Here is a 17,703-nt window from a genome sequence, read left to right as displayed (position 1 = left end):
AAATATATAGCTATCTAATAATCTCTCCCTACCCTACTCCATCAGGAATATCCGTAACGATCATATACCCAATCAATAGATACCAATATGAGTAGCTGAAGTACAAGTAGAAAACTAGCTGCTTACTGAACAATCCCCTATTTGGATCCTATTTATCCACCATGTTTCTTATTATCTCAATTGTATTTACTACATTTGTATTGCGAAGATGCTTGACACAATTCAATCGCCTGTATTTTCGCATGTCACAAATGTATTACTAAGGGAAAAGACTATGCTAATAGAATCTGAGGGAATTATAGAGCGTGTCCGCTATATGATGGACTCTATGGAGCTAAACGCTACAGCTTTTGCTACAGAGGCGGGGATTACGCCGTCTGTTATTAGTCATATGCTCAACGGGCGCAATCGACCCACCATAGAGACACTCAATAACATCATAGCCGCTTACCCATCGTGGAGCTATGAGTGGTTGCTCTTTGGCAAGGGGACACCTAAGCGTGAGACGCAGAGCACCTCGCTACCCATAGAGAGCAGTCTCTTCGGGAGTTATGAGACCAGTGCATCATCTTCACAGACGGCACAGAGTACCCCCTCTCCCGAGCCAACTTTACAAAGTGGACAGATGTCCATACCATTTACTCCAGAGGAGGTAGAGCAGATACGTCAGATGCTCCTTCAGCAGCATACTGCAGCTCGTGAGGTGAGTGAGATACGTATCTTCTACAGCGATGGGAGCTATGAGATATTCGTTCCTCAGAGCAATCGGTAAGGACGCACGGCTCGTGTTTACTAAGAGGGCGTCTGAGCCCATCAAAACCACAACGCTGTAACCTTTGATACAACGGACGCGCGAGCCCTACAACTGGTTACACGTATCATTGTTATACGGTATCGATGTGGCGCAACAGACGGTCTCTCCCGAGCCGTGTGTCCACCTTGTGAGAGCTTCTAGTAAGTGAAGACCATGCAAAGGTAATATGGAACGACCATCGGGATCGCACTCAAGTGTACTCAAGATCCGTCTGTAGCCTGCAAGCGTTTTAACAGTCCACAAAGAGGCGCGACACAATGATTAGTCTGAGGATATAGAGCACAAAGTCCATAGCGCCAGGTCGGAGTCAGACCAGTCTACCTACCCGAGCGTAATAGTCGGACGCCTACAGCATGATAAGATATTCTCCTACAAAGGGTTACACGTATGATCGTTATACGTCTCGGGTTACTCGTGTCGACTAGGCTACGTATATAATATGGTAAATAGTCCGGAAGAGTCGTCCCATACTTATGGGACGAATTTGTCCCATCCGCATTGGGACGAAAAAATCCCCACCTGGGGATTTTGAAATATCCACGTGGAAAAAGAAAATTCTCCACGTGGAGAAGAAATAAAACTTCGGAGGAATCAAATGAAACTTCGGAGGAAATGATTCACGCCCACGTGGAAAATAAAAAATAGCTCCGTGGAGAATGTCCTCTTCCTGAAAAAAGTACACAGTTGGGGAGGTATTACTGAGATGGTACACGGGCTATTTTTGTTAGTCCTGTGAGTGTACTCATTTGTTAGTTTTGCTCCTGCTGGGGTACACGACTTGGGGTCGTTTTTACTGCGGAGGTACACAAAGATAGGTCTTTGTGTGGAGTTAAGCGGCATGAGCTCGGAGATTTGAGGCTCAGAGCTTTGGGAGAATTGTTCTTAGCTATCTGGTTCTTAGAGGGTTGTGATGTTAGAGGGTTGGGGTAATCTGGTATGAGCATCTGCATCGGAGTCTTCTTGTTGATGGCTCGATGAGGTCGCGCTGTGTTATAGAGAGCAATCGTTTGAGAGAGGATCTCTCGAACTTCATCTATGGGCTTATCCTCGAAGTTGTAAAGCCAGTCGTTCTTGATGATCCCGTTAAGTCGCTCAGCCATAGCGTTGTGAAGGGGGTTACCGGTCTGGGTGACACTGGTTACGATGCCTAGGCTGGCCTCGTAGTCGGTCATCTGCTTGGAGACATATTGACAGCCTCGGTCGCTATGGAAGATAAGCCCTTTGAGGTCAAAGCCATGCTTCTGATAGAAGTCAACGGTCTGTCTTAGTGCGTTGTAGGGACCCTCTGTGGAGAGCGTGGGCTGCAGGTCAAAGCCGGTGATGATGCGGCTATAAGCGTCCATCGTCAGGGATAGATATGCGAAGCCCCCTAAACATTTGACGTAGGTTATGTCTGAGACGGTGAGCCGGCAATGGTCGGTAGCGATGTACTTAGGGATGGTGTTCAGGTGGTCTTGGAAGCCGTGATTAACCACTCCATTGGTCGTCTGGGGTGGACGCTTGCGCTTGCGACTTCTCAGCAGCATGTTGTTGGCTCCTAACACTTTGTACAGCCAGTCTCGACCTACTTGAAAGGTCCCTTTGAAGTATTCGTTGGCACACTGCTGGAGGGTGTCTACGCCTGCTTTGGGGAGCTGACCGCGCACATACTGGCAATAGTGTAGGACGGAGGCTACTTTGACATCTTCGTCTTGCTCGGTGAAGGTGTGCTTGTAGTAGCCTTTGCGGCTGACTTCCAACAGCTGACAAAGGTAGGTTATGGAGAGCTTTTGATCTCTCACTTTGGCGGACTCAAGCTGTCTCACGGCTGCAAATCGGTCTTTTTTTTAGATCAATGTGGTAGCGATTCAAGACCACTTCGAGTAGTGTCTTGTTGACTAATGCCTTGCTCTCAGCCTGGAAGAGGGCTGCTTTGAGACGAGCGTTTTCACGCTTGAGTTCTGCGTACTCTGGATCTACGTCTTTGTTTTTGTTTGTCTTGCTCATAGTGCTACTGCTGCTTTGGTTGGGTAACTCTACACCAAAGGTACGCAACCAATTTCGAATGGTGCGTGTGGTAATGCCGTAGCGCTGGCTGGTGGTGGCAATACTGTCACCTGTGGCTAGGAGGTCGTCAATGACTCTCCACTTGAAATCTAGGGGATATCCCTTTCGTCCTCGGGTACTTTTTTCTTCTTTCATTGTTGTTGGGGTTGGCTTCCCAACTGTGTACTATTTCAGGAGAGGACAGAATTGAAATTTTCCACGTGGATATTGGCGATTAGCCGTTAGCCAGCCAGTGACCAATCGCCAATAGCTAACGAAAGTGGGCAGTTGTGTGCTTTTTCGTACATTTGTAAGCGATTGCGGTCGGGCTATGTGGAGCCGACTGCGACAGACCATTTTTATTTCAGTAGACTTTTATCGATCTCATCGTGCTATGCAAGAGCCAAACAAACCTAGAGTGATCATCAGTGGAGGCGGTACGGGTGGACACATCAACCCCGCCCTAGCTATTGCCGACGAGGTGCGTCGACGCTATCCCGAGAGTCAGATACTCTTCGTGGGAGCCTTGGGACGCATGGAGATGGAGCGTGTCCCCGCTGCTGGTTATGAGATCATGGGGCTGCCTGTCATGGGGATGGATCGTAAGCGTCTCTGGCGCAACTTTAAGGTGCTGCGCTCTCTCATCAAGAGCCGCCTGATGGTTCGCAAGACTTTGACAGAGTTTCACCCCGATCTAGCGGTCGGTGTGGGAGGCTATGCGAGTGCCCCTACGCTCAAGGAGGCACAGCGTAGCGGCATCCCTACCCTCCTACAAGAGCAAAACAGCTATGCCGGTGTGACCAATAAGCTCCTAGCTCGTGAGGCGAAGTGTATCTGCGTCGCTTACCCAGGTATGGAGCGCTTCTTCCCGAGTGATCGGATCATCTTAACGGGCAATCCGGTACGTCACGCTATCGAGTATAACCATACGACTCGTGAGGAGGCTTGTGCGTACTTTGCACTCCCCTCTTCACTCTCGCGTACGATCCTAGTCATGGGCGGTAGTCTCGGGGCTAGGACGATCAATGAGTCGGTCGTGGCTGCGCTACCTGAGTGGAGCAAGCTGGGCTATCAGTTGATCTGGCAGACGGGACGGAGCTATGAGCATGAAGCACAGGAGCTGATCAAGGAGTATGATATTAGCAAGCGAGCTTATGTATCTGCCTACGTAGAGCGTATGGATCTAGCTTACAGCCTCGCCGATGTGGCTGTGTCTCGTGCGGGCGCGCTGAGTGTCTCGGAGCTTTGTCTCTCGGAGCTTCCTGCTATACTGATCCCCTCGCCCAATGTGGCTGAGGATCATCAGACGAAAAACGCTCGTGCACTCTCTACTCGTGGTGCTGCGATCCTTCTCCCCGACAGCGAAGCGGTAGGTCAGATGGGGCTCACCATCACCGAGCTACTCAAAGACGAGACGCGAAGGGATGAGATGAAGGCTGCGCTCCGTGATCTCGCTACACCGCAAGCGGTGGAGCGCATTGTGGATCAGATGGAGCTGCTGTGGTAGTCTCTTATATTACTTTGCAAAGACCCTTTCTCTAACGCATGAATTACGTTTATCTTATAGGTATCGGAGGTGCAGGCATGAGTGCTCTAGCACGTTACTATCATCTCAAGGGGTGCAACGTGTCAGGCTACGACCGCTCGCACAATATGTACACGGACGAGCTGGAGCAGCTAGGCATCGCTATACACTACAACAGTGATGCGGCGTGGCTGGAGACAGCTCCGATGACTCCTGACAATACCCTAGTCATCTACACGCCTGCTATACCGCACGACCACCCTGAGCTGTGCTATCTGCGTAGTCATCACTTCCGTGTCTTGAAGCGCGCTGAGGCGCTGGGGGTCATAGCTGAGAACTATCGTACACTGGCTGTTGCGGGTTCGCATGGTAAGACCACGACGACCAATATGCTGTCACATATCCTAGATGGTGCCCAGGAGGTGGGGTGTACCGCATTCATCGGTGGACTGGCTGTAGATACGGGCTCTAACTTTATCTACTCCGATCACTCCGACCTGCTGGTGGTAGAGGCGGATGAGTATGACCGCTCGTTCCTACATCTGAACCCCTATATGGCTGTCGTGACCTCGACCGATGCGGATCACCTAGACATCTACGGAGACTATGCGGGTTACCTGGCAGGCTTTGAGCAGTTTTGCAGTCAGATAGAGCCAGAAGGTACGCTGCTGATGAAGGAAGGGCTTCCGATCAAGCCACACCTAGCCGAGGGGGTACGCACATTGACCTATGGTCATGCCCCGACGGCGGACGCTTACTACGACCATGTGACGGTCGGCGATGGTACGATCCGCTTCGACTGGCACTACCCAGAAGCGGGGCTTCATCTAGAGCAGGTGCGTCTTGGGGTGCCTGTACGTACTAATCTAGAGAATGCTACGGCTGCTATGACCATCGCTTATCTCAACGGGGTCGCACCGGATGACATCGTACGAGGTGTGGAGAGCTTCCGAGGCACCAAGCGACGCTTCGAGCTGGTACTGCAGACGGATCGTCACCTACTCATCGACGACTATGCGCATCACCCTGTAGAGCTAGACAGCTCCATTCGCTCGATCAAGGAGATCTACGGCTCGGAAGATGTGCTGGCTATCTTTCAGCCACACCTCTACTCGCGTACGGCAGACTTCTATAAGGAATTTGCCCAGAGCCTCTCGCACGTGGATCAGGTGATCGTGCTAGACATCTACCCAGCCCGTGAGGAGCCTATGCCTGGCGTCACATCGGAGCTTATATATAAGGAGTTGACAGCGCCACACCGCTGGCTATGTACCAAGGAGGAGCTACTCCCCTTACTGCGACAGATAGAGCTGCCACGAGTGGTGGTCACGGTCGGTGCGGGAGACATTGACAAGTTGGTCCTACCTATCAGAGATTATCTAGCTACACTATAATAATAAGGTATGCGCTACCTATATCTCTCCTTAGCTTGTCTTCTCGTAGGACTACTCTGCTTCATGGCGGTCTCATCACCACGGACAGCTCCAGTACGTGTCGTCGACGTGAAGGCTGATATTAGCTATGAGGGTGATCGCCCGTTGATGCCTGAGCGAGATCTGGTGAATGAGTTGAAGGCTCTAGGCTTTCGCCCCATAGGTCAGTCGGTAGACTCACTCTCTACGATGGCTATCGAGTCGCAGCTGATACGCAACGGACTCTTTAGTCACATAGATCTCTACACGACACCAGGAGGCGTGCTACATGTATCGATGCTCCAGCGTGAGCCACTCTTCACGCTCCTCACGCCTCAGGGTAATTACTTCGTCTGCAAGGATCAGACGGTGGTGCCGATAGCACGTAGCGAGGATTACTATACGACTTTTCTACCCGTCAGCGGTAGCATATCTGTGGAGAAGGCCTCTCACGAGCTTTACCCGCTGATGCAGCTGATCCTCTCGGACCCTCTCTGGCGCGATCTATTCATACATATCTATGTAGATCCACTCCGAGGGGTTATCGCCACGCCACGAGCTAGCAATACGGAGATAATCCTAGGCACTGGCTCTAACTGGGAGGAGAAACTGGATAATCTAAGACTCTTCATAGAGCAGGTGATCCCCATATTTGGCTGGAATAGCTTTATTTCTGTACATTTGGAGTACAAAAACCAAATAGTAACCGTCCCGTCAGAGGAGGGAGCTTTGCAAAGACCTTGATAAAGTCTCTCGAATCTGCCTTAACATATAATCGAACACGCTCAACGCACTCTAATGTCATACAACGAAGATCTCTACACTGCCATAGACTTAGGTAGTGCTACCATACGGGGTATGGTAGGTACCAAGAAGGATGGCAAAGTCCTCCCTATCGCAATAGCCGAGGTGCCCACAAGCAACGCAATCCGCAAGGGGGTCGTCAACAATATGGAGGAGCTACACAACAAGCTCAAAGTACTCATAGATCGTCTCAACGAGCAGCTCCCAGACCAGCATACAGAGATCAAAAAGGTCTACGTAGGCTTCGGAGGTAAGTCTCTTATGTCACGATCCTACAAGATCAATCATAAGATGGACAACCCAGACGGAGAGGAGATCAGCGACTACCATATCAACCTTATCAATGAGCGAGTCAAGAACTACCGACTCAATGCTCATGAGGTACTGGACGTCTCTGACCCTTACTGTCTCGTCGATGGACGTGTGGAGAGAAATATCAAGGGACTGCTCTGTACGGAGTTTTCGATCCACTTCAATCTGATCACGACTCGCTCTAGCAATGTCAACTTCATCCGTATGGCTATCGAGGATCGTCTAGGACTCGAGCTAGAGGCTATACTCCCCTCTCCATGCTGTGAGGCGGACGTACTACTCTATCCCGATGCTAAGACGCTCGGCGTAGCGCTAGTCAACATTGGCGCTGGCACGTCCTCTGTCGCTATTTATAAAAACGACACGCTCAAGTGTCTACGGGTCATCCCCTTTGGTTCGAAAAATATCACCAACGACTTGATGTCTCTCCATATCACCTACCCCGAAGCAGAGAAGATCAAGCTGGAGGAGGCTCACCCCTTTACCGATGCTTACGACGATGAGTCTATCACGCTCCGCACTGCCGATGGTAGTCGTGAGCGCGAGATCAAGATGCGTGACATCAACAGCCTCGTGACAGCCCGTATGAAGGAGATCACCGCCAACGTATTTCGAGTGATCCGTGACTTTGAGGCTGGTGCTCGACTGGGGTCAGGCATTGTCCTAGCTGGGCAAGGAGCACTCATGAGAGGCTTCATAAACTACCTACAGAACGAGAGCAAGTTTGTCTCACTAGCTCGGGAGTTCAACGATAAGGTGTACAAAGACGATACACCCCTCTCTAGCGATGTGGACTATGCTGGCTGCGCAGGACTTATCTATCGCGCTGATGTCAACTGCGTTGGATCTATCGACATACCTCAGACTACGGTCTCTCCCTCGAGCAAGGTCTCTAGACCGGCTCAGCCTGCAGCTGTACAAGCTGATAGCCCCAAGGAGGCTCCCGAAGAGACGACTAGCACCGCTGCACCTCAGGAAGCTCCTGAGCAGCACCCACAGCAGCAGGCTCAGACATCGCTCTTTGACTTGCCCGATATAGATCAGCCACATAAGGCTACAAAGCGAGAGCCTAAGAGTGCCAAGCGCAAGAAGTCCTTCAACTGGTTCTCCAAGATTAAGGACGTACTGACCAACGACGACATCGACTAGTCCTCCCCGCTCATCTTCAATTTATCTAACCTCTTACCTCTTTCGACAAATGGATAACGCAGACAAGCTCGTCAACTTCAAATACAATAAAGCGGTCGCTCAGAGAAAGCTCATCAAGGTGATCGGCGTAGGTGGCGCTGGAGGCAATGCCGTTAAGCACATACACGCTTCCGGACTCCAGGGGGTATCCTATCTGCTCCTCAACACAGATGAGCAAGACCTCGCCAAGAGCGGGCTAAAAGATGTAGCCGTCATCGGGCAGAAGCTAACCCAAGGACTAGGTGCCGGAAGTAAGATCGAGGTCGGCGAAGAGGCCGCCTTAGAAGATCAAGAGCTCATCCACTCCCTCCTGGACGACAATGAGACGCAGATGGTCTTCATCTGCGCTGGCATGGGCGGTGGCACAGGTACTGGAGCTGCGCCTGTCATTGCGAAGATAGCACGCGACATGGGACTGCTCACGGTGGGCTTTATCTTCATGCCTTTCGTCCGTGAGGAGAGACAGCGTATGATCAAAGCTGCGCAAGGTGCCGAGCGTATGCGACAAGAGGTTGACTCGCTGGTTATCATTGCCAACGAAAACATCAACCAAGTCTACGGAGAGCTACCCTGGAACGAGTCTCTCAACAAGGCAAACGAGATCCTTGCCAATGCGGTACGAGCCATTACGATGGTGATCACCAACGAGATGGAGATGAACCAAGACTTTGCCGATGTGCGTACCACGCTCAAGGACGGAGGCATCGCACATATCAGCATTGGCTACGGTGAGGGAGCCGACCGTGTGAGCAAAGCTATCGACTCCGCTCTCCGATCTCCCCTACTCAACAATGACGATATCACGACAGCCACAAGGCTTCAGCTGGCGATCTTCTACGATCCGTCTGATGCGCTAACGACTGACGAGATGGACGAGATCAAGAAGCTGACCTCCTCCATCCGCAATCTACAGAACAATAAGTCGGGACACGCTTTTAATGAAGAGCTGGGAAACAAGGTGATGGTAGTCATCATCGCTTCAGGCTTCCAAAAAGAGGCGCACATGCCTATGACCGCTATGGACGTAGAGGACTATGTGCGTCAGACGGAGATCGAGAAGGAGCAAAACAAGCTACTCAACCAGTACTACTCTGATTTTGACCTAGAGCCACGCAGCTCCCTGCCTACCTTTGTGCCTATCGTGCTGACCGATGATGAGCTAGACCGTGACGACCTGATAGACTACCTCGATGAGGAGCCCGCTAAGAATCACAGCTACTCAGAGGTCGAGGAGCGACGTGCTAAGTACAAGTACGGCAACCAGACGCCTGCTATGTCGCAGACGCTCGACACGTCAAAGGTCGCTCAGCGCTCCACAACTACGAGGATGCCTAGTGCAGATGTAGAGGAGCTCCCCAACGTCGATCCTACAAAAGAAGGGACAGAGCCTACCACCCCACCAGTCAACCAGCCCAAGATCATCAAGTTCTGAGACAAAGCTCTAGTAGCATGTCCTACTCTATGGTTTTATTGTGCGCTATGGGCAAGGAGCACATGGCGATACAGTCTGCTCTGCAAGCTCTAGCTCCCACTGTCGAGCTGGTAGAGCGCGCCTTGGTCGAGAAGGCCCCTTTTGCCGTCTACCGGTACACTTTACGACTAGAGGAGCGTGCTACTGAGTGGACCTTTCACCTCATTGAGACAGGCATCGGTAAGGTGCACGCAGCTCTTGCCACACAGCGAGCCATAGAGCTTTACCATCCTAAGCTCTTAGTCAATGTCGGTGTGTCGGGAGGACTTTACGCAGGCGCACAGGTTTGCGACCTCTGTCTCTCGACAGCTTATCGCTACCACGATGTGTGGTGCGGTGAAGGCAACGAGCGTGGACAAGTACAAGGCATGCCCGCCCAGTTCTCCGCAGATGTGACAGCCGTTGAGACTATGGCAAAGCAGCTGCACATACCGCTACATCAGGGGTTGCTCCTCTGTGGTGATACATTCATTCCCGATGCGGAGCACCTAAGAGCATTCGCACAGCAGTATCCCGACTTAGTCGCCGTGGATATGGAGAGCGCAGCCATCGCTCAGACTGCTTATCTATACCAGACGCCGCTCGTCAGCATACGCATCGTCAGTGACACCCCACTCACGAGTCAGGACCATGGAAAGCAGTATGCCGATTTCTGGCGGCAGAGAGACTTTTTCTTAGCCCCCTTTGCAGATGCTATGCGACTCGTCTGCTCACTCGCAGAGCGTCTCTAGCAGTAATCTCCACTCAAAAAGTATCTAAACCAATTCGTTTCACTATCTTTGCGACAAAGCAAATTAATCCAATCAAACTATGAATCACTTATATCGCAACTTACTCCTACTCTGCATCCTCAGTCTAGGACTTCTGAACTCTTGTCAAGAGCCAGACGCTATCGTACCCGCCGACTCGGAGGAGATAGCCAATAGTCAGCAAGTCAGTGGTGGAGTCGTAGGCTTCTACCTGCTTAATGAAGGCAACTTCCAGTCAAACAATAGTTCGCTGGACTACATGGATCTCGTCAGTGGTACCTACACACGAAACATCTACGCTACGCTCAACCCCAACGTAGTCAAGGAGCTTGGCGACACTGGCAATGATCTACAGATCTACGGTTCTAGACTATACGCCGTACTCAACAGCTCTAACAAGGTTGAGGTCCTCAACGCTCAGAGTGGCAAGCGCATCGGTCAGGTCAATATACCCAACTGTCGCTACATCTGCTTCGAGGGTGACAATGCTTACGTCTCTAGCTACGTCAGCACCTCAGATACACGAGACGCTCAGGGTCAAGTCCGTGGAGCCGTCTATCGCTTCGACCTCAAGACGCTAGCTATCACGGGGCAAGTCGTCATAGGCTATCAGCCTGAGGAGATGGTCCTCACTGGCGGCAGACTATACGTTGCTAACTCTGGTGGCTATATGAAGCCTAACTATGAGCGTACCGTATCGGTCATCGATCTCAAGAGCTTTACCGAGGTGGATAAGATCGAGGTCGGTATGAACCTTCATCGCCTCAGAAAGGATCACAACGGTAGACTCTGGGTTACCTCTCGTGGTAACTATGGCAATGTACCGTCCAACCTCTACTATATAGACATCGATCCAAGCACTCAAAAGGTTGCGAAGCTCGACTCGCTCAATATACCTTGTGCTGAGATGGCCTTCTATGGCGACAAGCTCTACTACTACAGCAGCGTCTGGGATAGCGCAACTAATAAGATGAAGACAGGCTTCGGACTCGTCGACATCAATGCTGCTAAGCCTCTCTCCGAGAGCTTCATCACCGATGGTACGGATGCAAACATTCAGACCGCCTATGGTCTTGCTATCCATCCCGCCTCGGGCGACATCTACATTATGGATGCCAAGGACTTTGTCTCTAGCGGTACGCTATACTGCTACACACCTGATGGTAAGCTCAAGTGGCAAACAAGCCGCACAGGTATGCTACCTGCTCACATTGCATTCGTAAAGCAATAACTAGACAGCAACAAGGCACACGAGAGGTGCCCATTTCTGTCCGTTTTTTAGACAGTTGCGTAGGGGCGGACTCTAGAGAGTTCGCCCCTACTTTTTTTATATACAGGTCTCTATCTCGATGACTACTCTCATCTTCTCACTCATCCTCCTCTGCGCTGCCACACCTTATATATATGGGCAGCAATATACTTCTCAAGATAGCGTATCCACACACCAACTGGAGACAGTTGTCGTCCGTGCTCCCCGTGAGCCAGACTACAAGCGAGGAGTCATACCCGCACAGCAACTCTCAGGTCAAGAGCTCAAGGCGCTCAGTGCCTTCTCCATAGCAGATGCACTACGCTCCTTCTCAGGCGTTCAGGTCAAGGACTTCGGCGGAGTCGGTGGGCTCAAGACGGTCAACATACGCAGCATGGGTACCCACCACGTTGGCATCTTTTACGATGGCGTCGAGCTGAGTAATGCGCAAAACGGGCAGATAGACCTCGGCCAGTATTCTCTCGACAATATGGAGGCGATACAGGTCTTTAATGGACAGAAAGGCAGCTACCTACAGCCCGCTAAAGACTTTGGCTCTAGCGGTACCGTCTACCTTCAGACACGCAAGCCGATCTTTACAGATGGTGCACAGACCAATCTGAGAGCGAGCCTCAGGACTGGCTCCTTCGATCTCTTTAACCCTGCCATACTGATCGAGCACCGACTGGAGCCCAGGGTCTCCATGTCCTTCAATGCAGAGTGGATCAAGAGTAGTGGCAGGTACAAGTTTAGATACCAGAAGGTCCTTCCCCTCACCCACGAGATAGCTTACGACACCACTGCCGTCCGGCACAACGGCGACATCAACGCCACACGACTAGAGGGCAATCTCCACATCGGTCTACCCGATGGACAGATGCTCGTCAAGGTGTACAACTACAACAGTGAGCGAGGCATACCTGGAGCTATCGTCAATAATGTGTGGCGTCGTGGCGAGCGTCTCTGGGACAACAACAGCTTCGTCCAGACCACCTATGAGCAGCAGCTCTGCGACCGCATACGACTACATGCCATCGCCAAGTATGCCTACTATCAGACCCACTTCGTGCGCAACGAGGCGACAGCGGCTTTTAAGGTAGATAATCTATATAAGCAGCAGGAGCTATACGGCTCCATCGCCTCAGCCTTCCAACTGATCGACCACTGGTACCTCTCCGCTGCCTATGACCTACAGTGGAACAAGCTCGATGCCAACCTCTATGACTTCGTCTATCCGCATCGCTTCACTCATCTACTAGCCCTCGCATCGACCTATACCAACGACTGGATCAATGCACAAGCCAGCATTCTCGGCACGCTAGCTCAGGACAAAGCGCAGCTGCTCACACAGGCTCCCCTCTTTCGCAAGCTCACGCCGGCAGCGATCCTTTCGATCAAACCGTGGCAGGCGGTAGACCTGCGGTTCAACGCTTTCTACAAGCAAAGCTTTCGCCTACCCACCTTCAACGATCTGTACTACACCGAGATAGGCAACATCAAGCTCGACCCAGAGCACACGACCCAGTACAACCTTGGGCTGCAATACCAGCTCGCACCGCAGAGGCCGTGGCTCTACACCCTAGACTTCAAGGTAGACGCCTACTACAACCTCGTGACCAACAAGATCATCGCCTACCCCAAGGGACAGCAGTTCCGCTGGACCATGATCAACCTCGGCAAGGTAGACATACGTGGCATCGATGCGCAGTGTACTTGGAGCCTCGTGCCTGTCCGTGACCTACAGCTATCGCTACGCACCCAGTACACCTATCAGAGAGCTATCGACATCACAAACCCTAAGGATAGTTACTACCAACATCAGATCCCCTACATCCCCTGGCATAGTGGCTCCGCCACGGCAATCGTTCAGTACAAGGGGTGGCAGCTCAACTACAACTTCATCTACGCTGGCGAGCGGTACAGCCAGCTGGAAAACTTCCCCGAGAACCACCTCCAGCCGTGGTACACCAACGACTTAGCCCTCGCCTACGAGCACTCCCTACGAGGGTATAACCTGCGCTTGCAGCTCGAGTGCAACAATCTCCTGAGCCAAGCCTACGACGTCATTGCCAACTATCCTATGCCTCTGCGCAACTACCGCCTCACACTCGTCGTCAGCCACTAAGCTCGCGTCTCTATTAGTGCAAAACTTATGATGCAGATGCATCCATAGCCACGTGAAGAATAGAAAACGCCCACGTGGAAAATAAAAAACGACCACGGAAGAATTTCAAAATTCTTCTGCAGTCGTTTTAGCAGCTTTTATCTATATTGTGAGTAATCTTCTAACTACTTGCCTTATAAGAGTATATTAGAGCTTGGGATCGACTACGCTAGGAGCCTATCCTATTAAGCGGATCAGGCAGTAGCCTCCGATGGTCAGCCAAAGATAGAGCGCACCAGCTAGAAGGAAGGGTTTGCCACCAGCTTTTCTGAAGCGAGCAAACGAAGCATCGCTACCGAGAGCCGCCATAGCCATACAGAGTCCGAAGTCGTCCGCCCAGCGAATACCGCCACAGATCTGCTGGTAGAGTGTGGTCAGACTCTGCTGCTCAGCAAGGTAAGCGATCAGCGTATTGACACAGATCATGATGAGAAACCAAATAGCGAACCAAGGTATCGACACCTTGCGCTGCGCTGTAGCGACTCCACGCCCACCACGATGCAGGACGGAGGTAAGGATCAATAGGAAAGGAGCCAAAAGGATCACTCGTATCATCTTCGTAATGGTGGCTGTCGAGGCAATAGCTTCCCCCATAGCACCACCAGCACCAGCCACGTGAGCCACCTCATGGAGCGTTCCTCCAGTGTAAATAGCCATCTGATGATCCGTCAGTCCGAGCCACCCTGTCGCATGAACGAGTGGATAGACAAACATACTGAGCGTACCAAAGAGCACCACGGTAGCGACGGCTATGACCGTCTTCTCCGAGCTAGCACCCAGCACAGGCTCCGTGCCTAGCACCGCAGCAGCACCGCAGATAGCGCTACCCGAAGCGGTGAGTATAGCGGTGTCTCGATCCATCTTGAGCCAGCGACCGATGAGCACCCCAAGGAGGATCACTGATGAGACGATAATGAGATCATAGACGAAGGCTGTAAGCCCTGCAGCATAGATATCTGTCAGTGTGAGCCGGAAAGCGTAGAAGACGATTGCCAGGCGCAAGATACGCTTCGATGAGAAGGCTAGCCCTGGCACCCATGCGGGATTAAGCTTGTGCCGTAGCGTATTGGCATAGATCATGCCTATCAGGACGCTTATGATGAGTGGAGATATACGGAGCGTCTCTTTAAAGAGTGGTAGCTGCGCTAGTAGGACAGCCACAGCAGCGAAAGCCGCCATCAGGAGTAGACCACACCAGAAACCTTGTGTAGGGCGTGAGATTGCTTTTGTCATAATAAAAAATAAGGTACAGATTAGGTATAGTGCAGCTTTTACAAAGCTACAAATGTGTAGCATAGCGAGACGATCGCTATCACAGCAAAGATAAGGGCAAAGATGCGGTTGAAAGTGCGCAGATTACGCTGACTCACCAAGTCTCTGAGACGAGTCGCTATGTAGGTGATAAAGAGCCACCAAATGAGAGCCCCTAGGGCAATGGAGATGAGTCCGAGAGCAAACATCCCATAGGGAGGCTCGCCGAGCGGATAGACAAAGTTGAACTGACTGAAGAGGACCACATAAACGGGGACAATAAGCAGATTGGGGATGGTCAGCAAGAAGCCACTACCTAGATGAGAGAGGTTACGCTGATTGATGCGCCCGACGACACGCTGCGACACCTCGAGGCGAGGTTTACTGAAGTATAGGTATATAGCAAATGCTAAGAAGAGGAGACTCGCTACAATACGCAGAGGAACCATATTACGATCTATATAGTCCAGCAAAATACCTGTAAAAAGGTAAGTCATAATCGCATAAACAAGATCCCCCAGCGTGGCTCCTATACCTGTTATAACCCCTGCACGTCGACCTTGCTCGAGAGCTCGTCGTAAGCAGAGAATCCCTGCAGGACCCATAGGTGCGGAGATGCAGAGACCTATGATAATCCCTCCAAACAGCTGTAGTATGTACTCTGTAATCAACATGTGTCTATAGAATAAGCAAGGAGAAGAGCCCCACGAAGCCAGCTCCTACTTATCACCGTGCAAAGATACAAAAAGCATAGCGTTACGACGGATTAGAGGTTAGAAAAAGGAGGCCTCTCTCCAATGGTGAGCGGTCTCCTTTGTTCTATATAAGTGAACTCTATCGGCTAAGCTCCGTGGAAGAGGTACTCAGCCTGTATGTCGCGAGTCATCTGCGTGAAGAGTTCCTCGATCAGCGCATCAGCCAGATCGAGCGCACGCCACAAGATCGCATCCGAAGCTTCTTGTAGCATGTCCTGCGCAGCGTGCGTCATACCCTTGTCTAGCATGTGACAGTAGCGACGCTGTATCTCCTCAATGCGCTCATCGCACTCCTGCTCGAAGGCGTGGTAGCGAGCCTTGATCAGCGGAGCATACTTATTATAGTTCGTCATACCGAGTACCTGCACCTTGCGGAAGGTCCAGTAAGCCGACTCCTGAGAAGACTCTCCTCCACCCTTTGTATAAGGCTCTGGATAGGAAGTAACGCCCTGGAAGAGTGGCACGAAGAGACCTAGATCAGCCATACCTAGGCAAACGTGGTTGATGCGACCGACAGCTACAGGGAGCTTAGGCTGCACCTGTAGGATGTGCGTCTGAGTAGTACGGAAGATAGAGACAGGACGGTACACCTCGTGCGGATTGCTGTGAAGGTAAGGATCATGCTCCGTGTCATCGTAGTGAAAGCGGAAAGCGTGTCTCATAGCCTCCATCGTGATCGGTTTCTCAGCCTTAGCATAGACGGGGAAGTCGTTGACAGACACATCTTGCTTCATCGCGGGGGTAAACATCTGCTGAAGTCCCCATACGCGTGGATAGTTGTAGGTAGTGTCTAGCTCCACGTCACGGATGTAAGCTTTGTGAAAGTCGAAGGCGCCCTCCTTCGGATCATACAGTCCATGCTCCTGAGCAAAATCGATGAGGTCGCTGGATGCCATAAAGTGCTCCTTGTCCTTAGGATCATACTGGCGGAAGCGGCTCTGATTGCCCGTGACGAAGTACTGCTCCTCAGGTATGCGACAAGCTAACCAGCGATGCCCCGAGGCGGTCTCTAGATACCATATCTCATCGCTATCGACGAAGCCGATGCCAAAGCCCTCGCTGACGCCATACTCCTCGATAAGCTTGCCGAGACGCTCCACGCCCTCACGAGCCGTGTGGATGTACGGGAGGACGATGTTGAAGACTGAGTTCTCAGCCACGCCATCCTCTACTAGGGGATCGACAGCTAGCGCAGCGTCACTACTAAAGATCGACTCCGTAGCACTCATGCCGACACCAGACTCGTTGAAGCCCGCACTCCCCCAGTGACCTTTCAAGTGGTAGGGAGGTAGAGCCGAGTAGCTCTGCGCTTCGCCAGGCAGATCGCAAGCGAAGGGGCTATCGAATGCGTCAAAGCGCATAGGATCGACAGACCCTGGCTCACCTGGACGATAGATGGTGAGGTTCTTGGCAAACATTGCGTCCCAGTCTTCTGAGCGCGCTACGATGCGTGATCCATCAGCACTCATCCGACTGCCGACGATGATGGTCGTGCACTCAGAGGGTAGATTAGAATTCTTCTTGTTCATAGTAGTTGTGTCTTGATGTATTACTCTAAAGACAAAGGTACCTATTTTACTTCACCTGAGATAGTGCCCGCCATACCCACTCTCAGTGAGTTTTTTTTCTGTGAGGAGGCTCTTATATCAGAAAAAAGCATTACCTTTGCACCACGACAGAGCGAACGGCACTTTCCTACCGCTAGGAATACAGACCACTAGCTCTGCAACGAGGCTCCTCAGAGCCTACAAAGAGACACGCCTCAGAGGCAGGATCTCGGGTCCTATAGCTCAGTTGGTTAGAGCACCTGACTCATAATCAGGGAGTCCTTGGTTCAAGCCCAAGTGGGACCACCACAAGGCACGCTTTGCATCCAGTCCTAGCGAGTGCAATCCAATAATTGTTTGGGTTGCACTCGTTTTTATTTGGAGTAATCTGAATGATCTGAGCCGTCGGAGGAGGTGAGCGGCCCGCAGAGTGAAAC

The 17,703-nt window shown here is 51.6% G+C and carries 14 protein-coding genes and 1 tRNA gene; 10 read left to right on the top strand and 5 right to left on the bottom strand.

Going from position 1 to position 17,703, the window contains the following annotated elements:
- The first annotated feature begins 274 nt into the window (after nt 1-274).
- Nucleotides 275-772 carry a helix-turn-helix domain-containing protein gene (locus PORAS_RS06485; protein WP_013760639.1) on the top strand — a complete coding sequence of 166 codons (498 nt, stop codon included), beginning with the start codon at nt 275-277 and terminating at the stop codon, nt 770-772.
- A gap of 791 nt (nt 773-1,563) precedes the next feature.
- Here the strand turns inward: PORAS_RS06485 and PORAS_RS06480 are convergent.
- Nucleotides 1,564-2,619, bottom strand: a complete 1,056-nt coding sequence (locus tag PORAS_RS06480; protein WP_013760638.1) for an IS3 family transposase — start codon at nt 2,617-2,619, stop codon at nt 1,564-1,566.
- Entirely contained in the window at nt 2,606-2,995 is a 390-nt protein-coding gene (locus PORAS_RS06475) for a transposase (protein WP_013760637.1), read from the bottom strand. The genes PORAS_RS06480 and PORAS_RS06475 overlap by 14 nt, the downstream gene beginning before the upstream one ends.
- A 238-nt stretch (nt 2,996-3,233) precedes the next feature.
- On the opposite strand from PORAS_RS06475, the gene murG reads away from it, so the two are divergent.
- From murG to PORAS_RS06435, 8 genes are all read left to right on the top strand, one after another.
- On the top strand, nt 3,234-4,346 hold the full coding sequence (murG, locus tag PORAS_RS06470; RefSeq protein WP_013760636.1) for an undecaprenyldiphospho-muramoylpentapeptide beta-N-acetylglucosaminyltransferase: 1,113 nt from the start codon (nt 3,234-3,236) through the stop codon (nt 4,344-4,346).
- Between the two features lie 38 nt (nt 4,347-4,384).
- On the top strand, nt 4,385-5,758 hold the full coding sequence (gene murC, locus PORAS_RS06465) for a UDP-N-acetylmuramate--L-alanine ligase (protein ID WP_013760635.1): 1,374 nt from the start codon (nt 4,385-4,387) through the stop codon (nt 5,756-5,758).
- Between the two features lie 9 nt (nt 5,759-5,767).
- Complete coding sequence (locus PORAS_RS06460; protein ID WP_013760634.1) at nt 5,768-6,520, top strand: cell division protein FtsQ/DivIB; 753 nt, start codon at nt 5,768-5,770, stop codon at nt 6,518-6,520.
- A 54-nt stretch (nt 6,521-6,574) separates the two neighbouring features.
- The gene (locus tag PORAS_RS06455) at nt 6,575-8,041 is read left to right on the top strand and encodes a cell division FtsA domain-containing protein (protein ID WP_004331617.1); all 1,467 of its coding nucleotides are present in this window, start codon (nt 6,575-6,577) and stop codon (nt 8,039-8,041) included.
- Nucleotides 8,042-8,090: 49 nt separating this feature from the next.
- Entirely contained in the window at nt 8,091-9,512 is a 1,422-nt protein-coding gene (gene ftsZ, locus PORAS_RS06450; protein ID WP_004331640.1) for a cell division protein FtsZ, read from the top strand.
- A 29-nt stretch (nt 9,513-9,541) separates the two neighbouring features.
- Nucleotides 9,542-10,282: a 5'-methylthioadenosine/S-adenosylhomocysteine nucleosidase gene (gene mtnN, locus PORAS_RS06445; protein WP_013760633.1), complete on the top strand. Its 741-nt coding sequence runs from the start codon at nt 9,542-9,544 to the stop codon at nt 10,280-10,282.
- Nucleotides 10,283-10,361: 79 nt separating this feature from the next.
- A complete protein-coding gene (locus PORAS_RS06440; protein WP_013760632.1) occupies nt 10,362-11,531 on the top strand; it encodes a DUF5074 domain-containing protein in 1,170 nt (389 codons plus the stop codon).
- Nucleotides 11,532-11,649: 118 nt separating this feature from the next.
- The gene (locus tag PORAS_RS06435) at nt 11,650-13,674 is read left to right on the top strand and encodes a TonB-dependent receptor (RefSeq protein WP_013760631.1); all 2,025 of its coding nucleotides are present in this window, start codon (nt 11,650-11,652) and stop codon (nt 13,672-13,674) included.
- Nucleotides 13,675-13,890: 216 nt separating this feature from the next.
- On the opposite strand, the gene PORAS_RS06430 is transcribed toward PORAS_RS06435, so the two are convergent.
- The 3 genes from PORAS_RS06430 to PORAS_RS06420 all read right to left on the bottom strand — a co-directional run bounded on the left by PORAS_RS06430 (nt 13,891) and on the right by PORAS_RS06420 (nt 17,248).
- Nucleotides 13,891-14,946 carry a YeiH family protein gene (locus PORAS_RS06430; RefSeq protein ID WP_013760630.1) on the bottom strand — a complete coding sequence of 352 codons (1,056 nt, stop codon included), beginning with the start codon at nt 14,944-14,946 and terminating at the stop codon, nt 13,891-13,893.
- 38 nt (nt 14,947-14,984) lie between these two features.
- The gene (locus PORAS_RS06425) at nt 14,985-15,569 is read right to left on the bottom strand and encodes a LysE family translocator (RefSeq protein WP_245528073.1); all 585 of its coding nucleotides are present in this window, start codon (nt 15,567-15,569) and stop codon (nt 14,985-14,987) included.
- Nucleotides 15,570-15,805: 236 nt separating this feature from the next.
- Entirely contained in the window at nt 15,806-17,248 is a 1,443-nt protein-coding gene (locus PORAS_RS06420; RefSeq protein ID WP_013760628.1) for a C69 family dipeptidase, read from the bottom strand.
- A 250-nt stretch (nt 17,249-17,498) separates the two neighbouring features.
- Between PORAS_RS06420 and PORAS_RS06415 the strand changes: the two genes are divergently transcribed.
- Nucleotides 17,499-17,575, top strand: a tRNA-Ile gene (locus tag PORAS_RS06415).
- Nucleotides 17,576-17,703 lie beyond the last annotated feature (128 nt).

The sequence above is a fragment of the Porphyromonas asaccharolytica DSM 20707 genome (genome assembly GCF_000212375.1).
Lineage (GTDB): Bacteria > Bacteroidota > Bacteroidia > Bacteroidales > Porphyromonadaceae > Porphyromonas > Porphyromonas asaccharolytica.
Note: the sequence above shows the minus strand (reverse complement) of the source record. Positions and strands in the feature narration are given on the sequence as shown.

Bases quoted from the DNA above. Each gene is read 5' to 3' on its own strand.
- murC (WP_013760635.1), top strand. From the start codon at position 4,385: ATGAATTACGTTTATCTTATAGGTATCGGAGGTGCAGGCATGAGTGCT.
- PORAS_RS06475 (WP_013760637.1), bottom strand. From the start codon at position 2,995: ATGAAAGAAGAAAAAAGTACCCGAGGACGAAAGGGATATCCCCTAGAT.
- murG (WP_013760636.1), top strand. From the start codon at position 3,234: ATGCAAGAGCCAAACAAACCTAGAGTGATCATCAGTGGAGGCGGTACG.
- mtnN (WP_013760633.1), top strand. From the start codon at position 9,542: ATGGTTTTATTGTGCGCTATGGGCAAGGAGCACATGGCGATACAGTCT.
- PORAS_RS06455 (WP_004331617.1), top strand. From the start codon at position 6,575: ATGTCATACAACGAAGATCTCTACACTGCCATAGACTTAGGTAGTGCT.
- PORAS_RS06460 (WP_013760634.1), top strand. From the start codon at position 5,768: ATGCGCTACCTATATCTCTCCTTAGCTTGTCTTCTCGTAGGACTACTC.
- PORAS_RS06420 (WP_013760628.1), bottom strand. From the start codon at position 17,248: ATGAACAAGAAGAATTCTAATCTACCCTCTGAGTGCACGACCATCATC.
- PORAS_RS06425 (WP_245528073.1), bottom strand. From the start codon at position 15,569: ATGGGTCCTGCAGGGATTCTCTGCTTACGACGAGCTCTCGAGCAAGGT.
- PORAS_RS06430 (WP_013760630.1), bottom strand. From the start codon at position 14,946: ATGACAAAAGCAATCTCACGCCCTACACAAGGTTTCTGGTGTGGTCTA.
- PORAS_RS06485 (WP_013760639.1), top strand. From the start codon at position 275: ATGCTAATAGAATCTGAGGGAATTATAGAGCGTGTCCGCTATATGATG.
- ftsZ (WP_004331640.1), top strand. From the start codon at position 8,091: ATGGATAACGCAGACAAGCTCGTCAACTTCAAATACAATAAAGCGGTC.
- PORAS_RS06440 (WP_013760632.1), top strand. From the start codon at position 10,362: ATGAATCACTTATATCGCAACTTACTCCTACTCTGCATCCTCAGTCTA.
- PORAS_RS06435 (WP_013760631.1), top strand. From the start codon at position 11,650: ATGACTACTCTCATCTTCTCACTCATCCTCCTCTGCGCTGCCACACCT.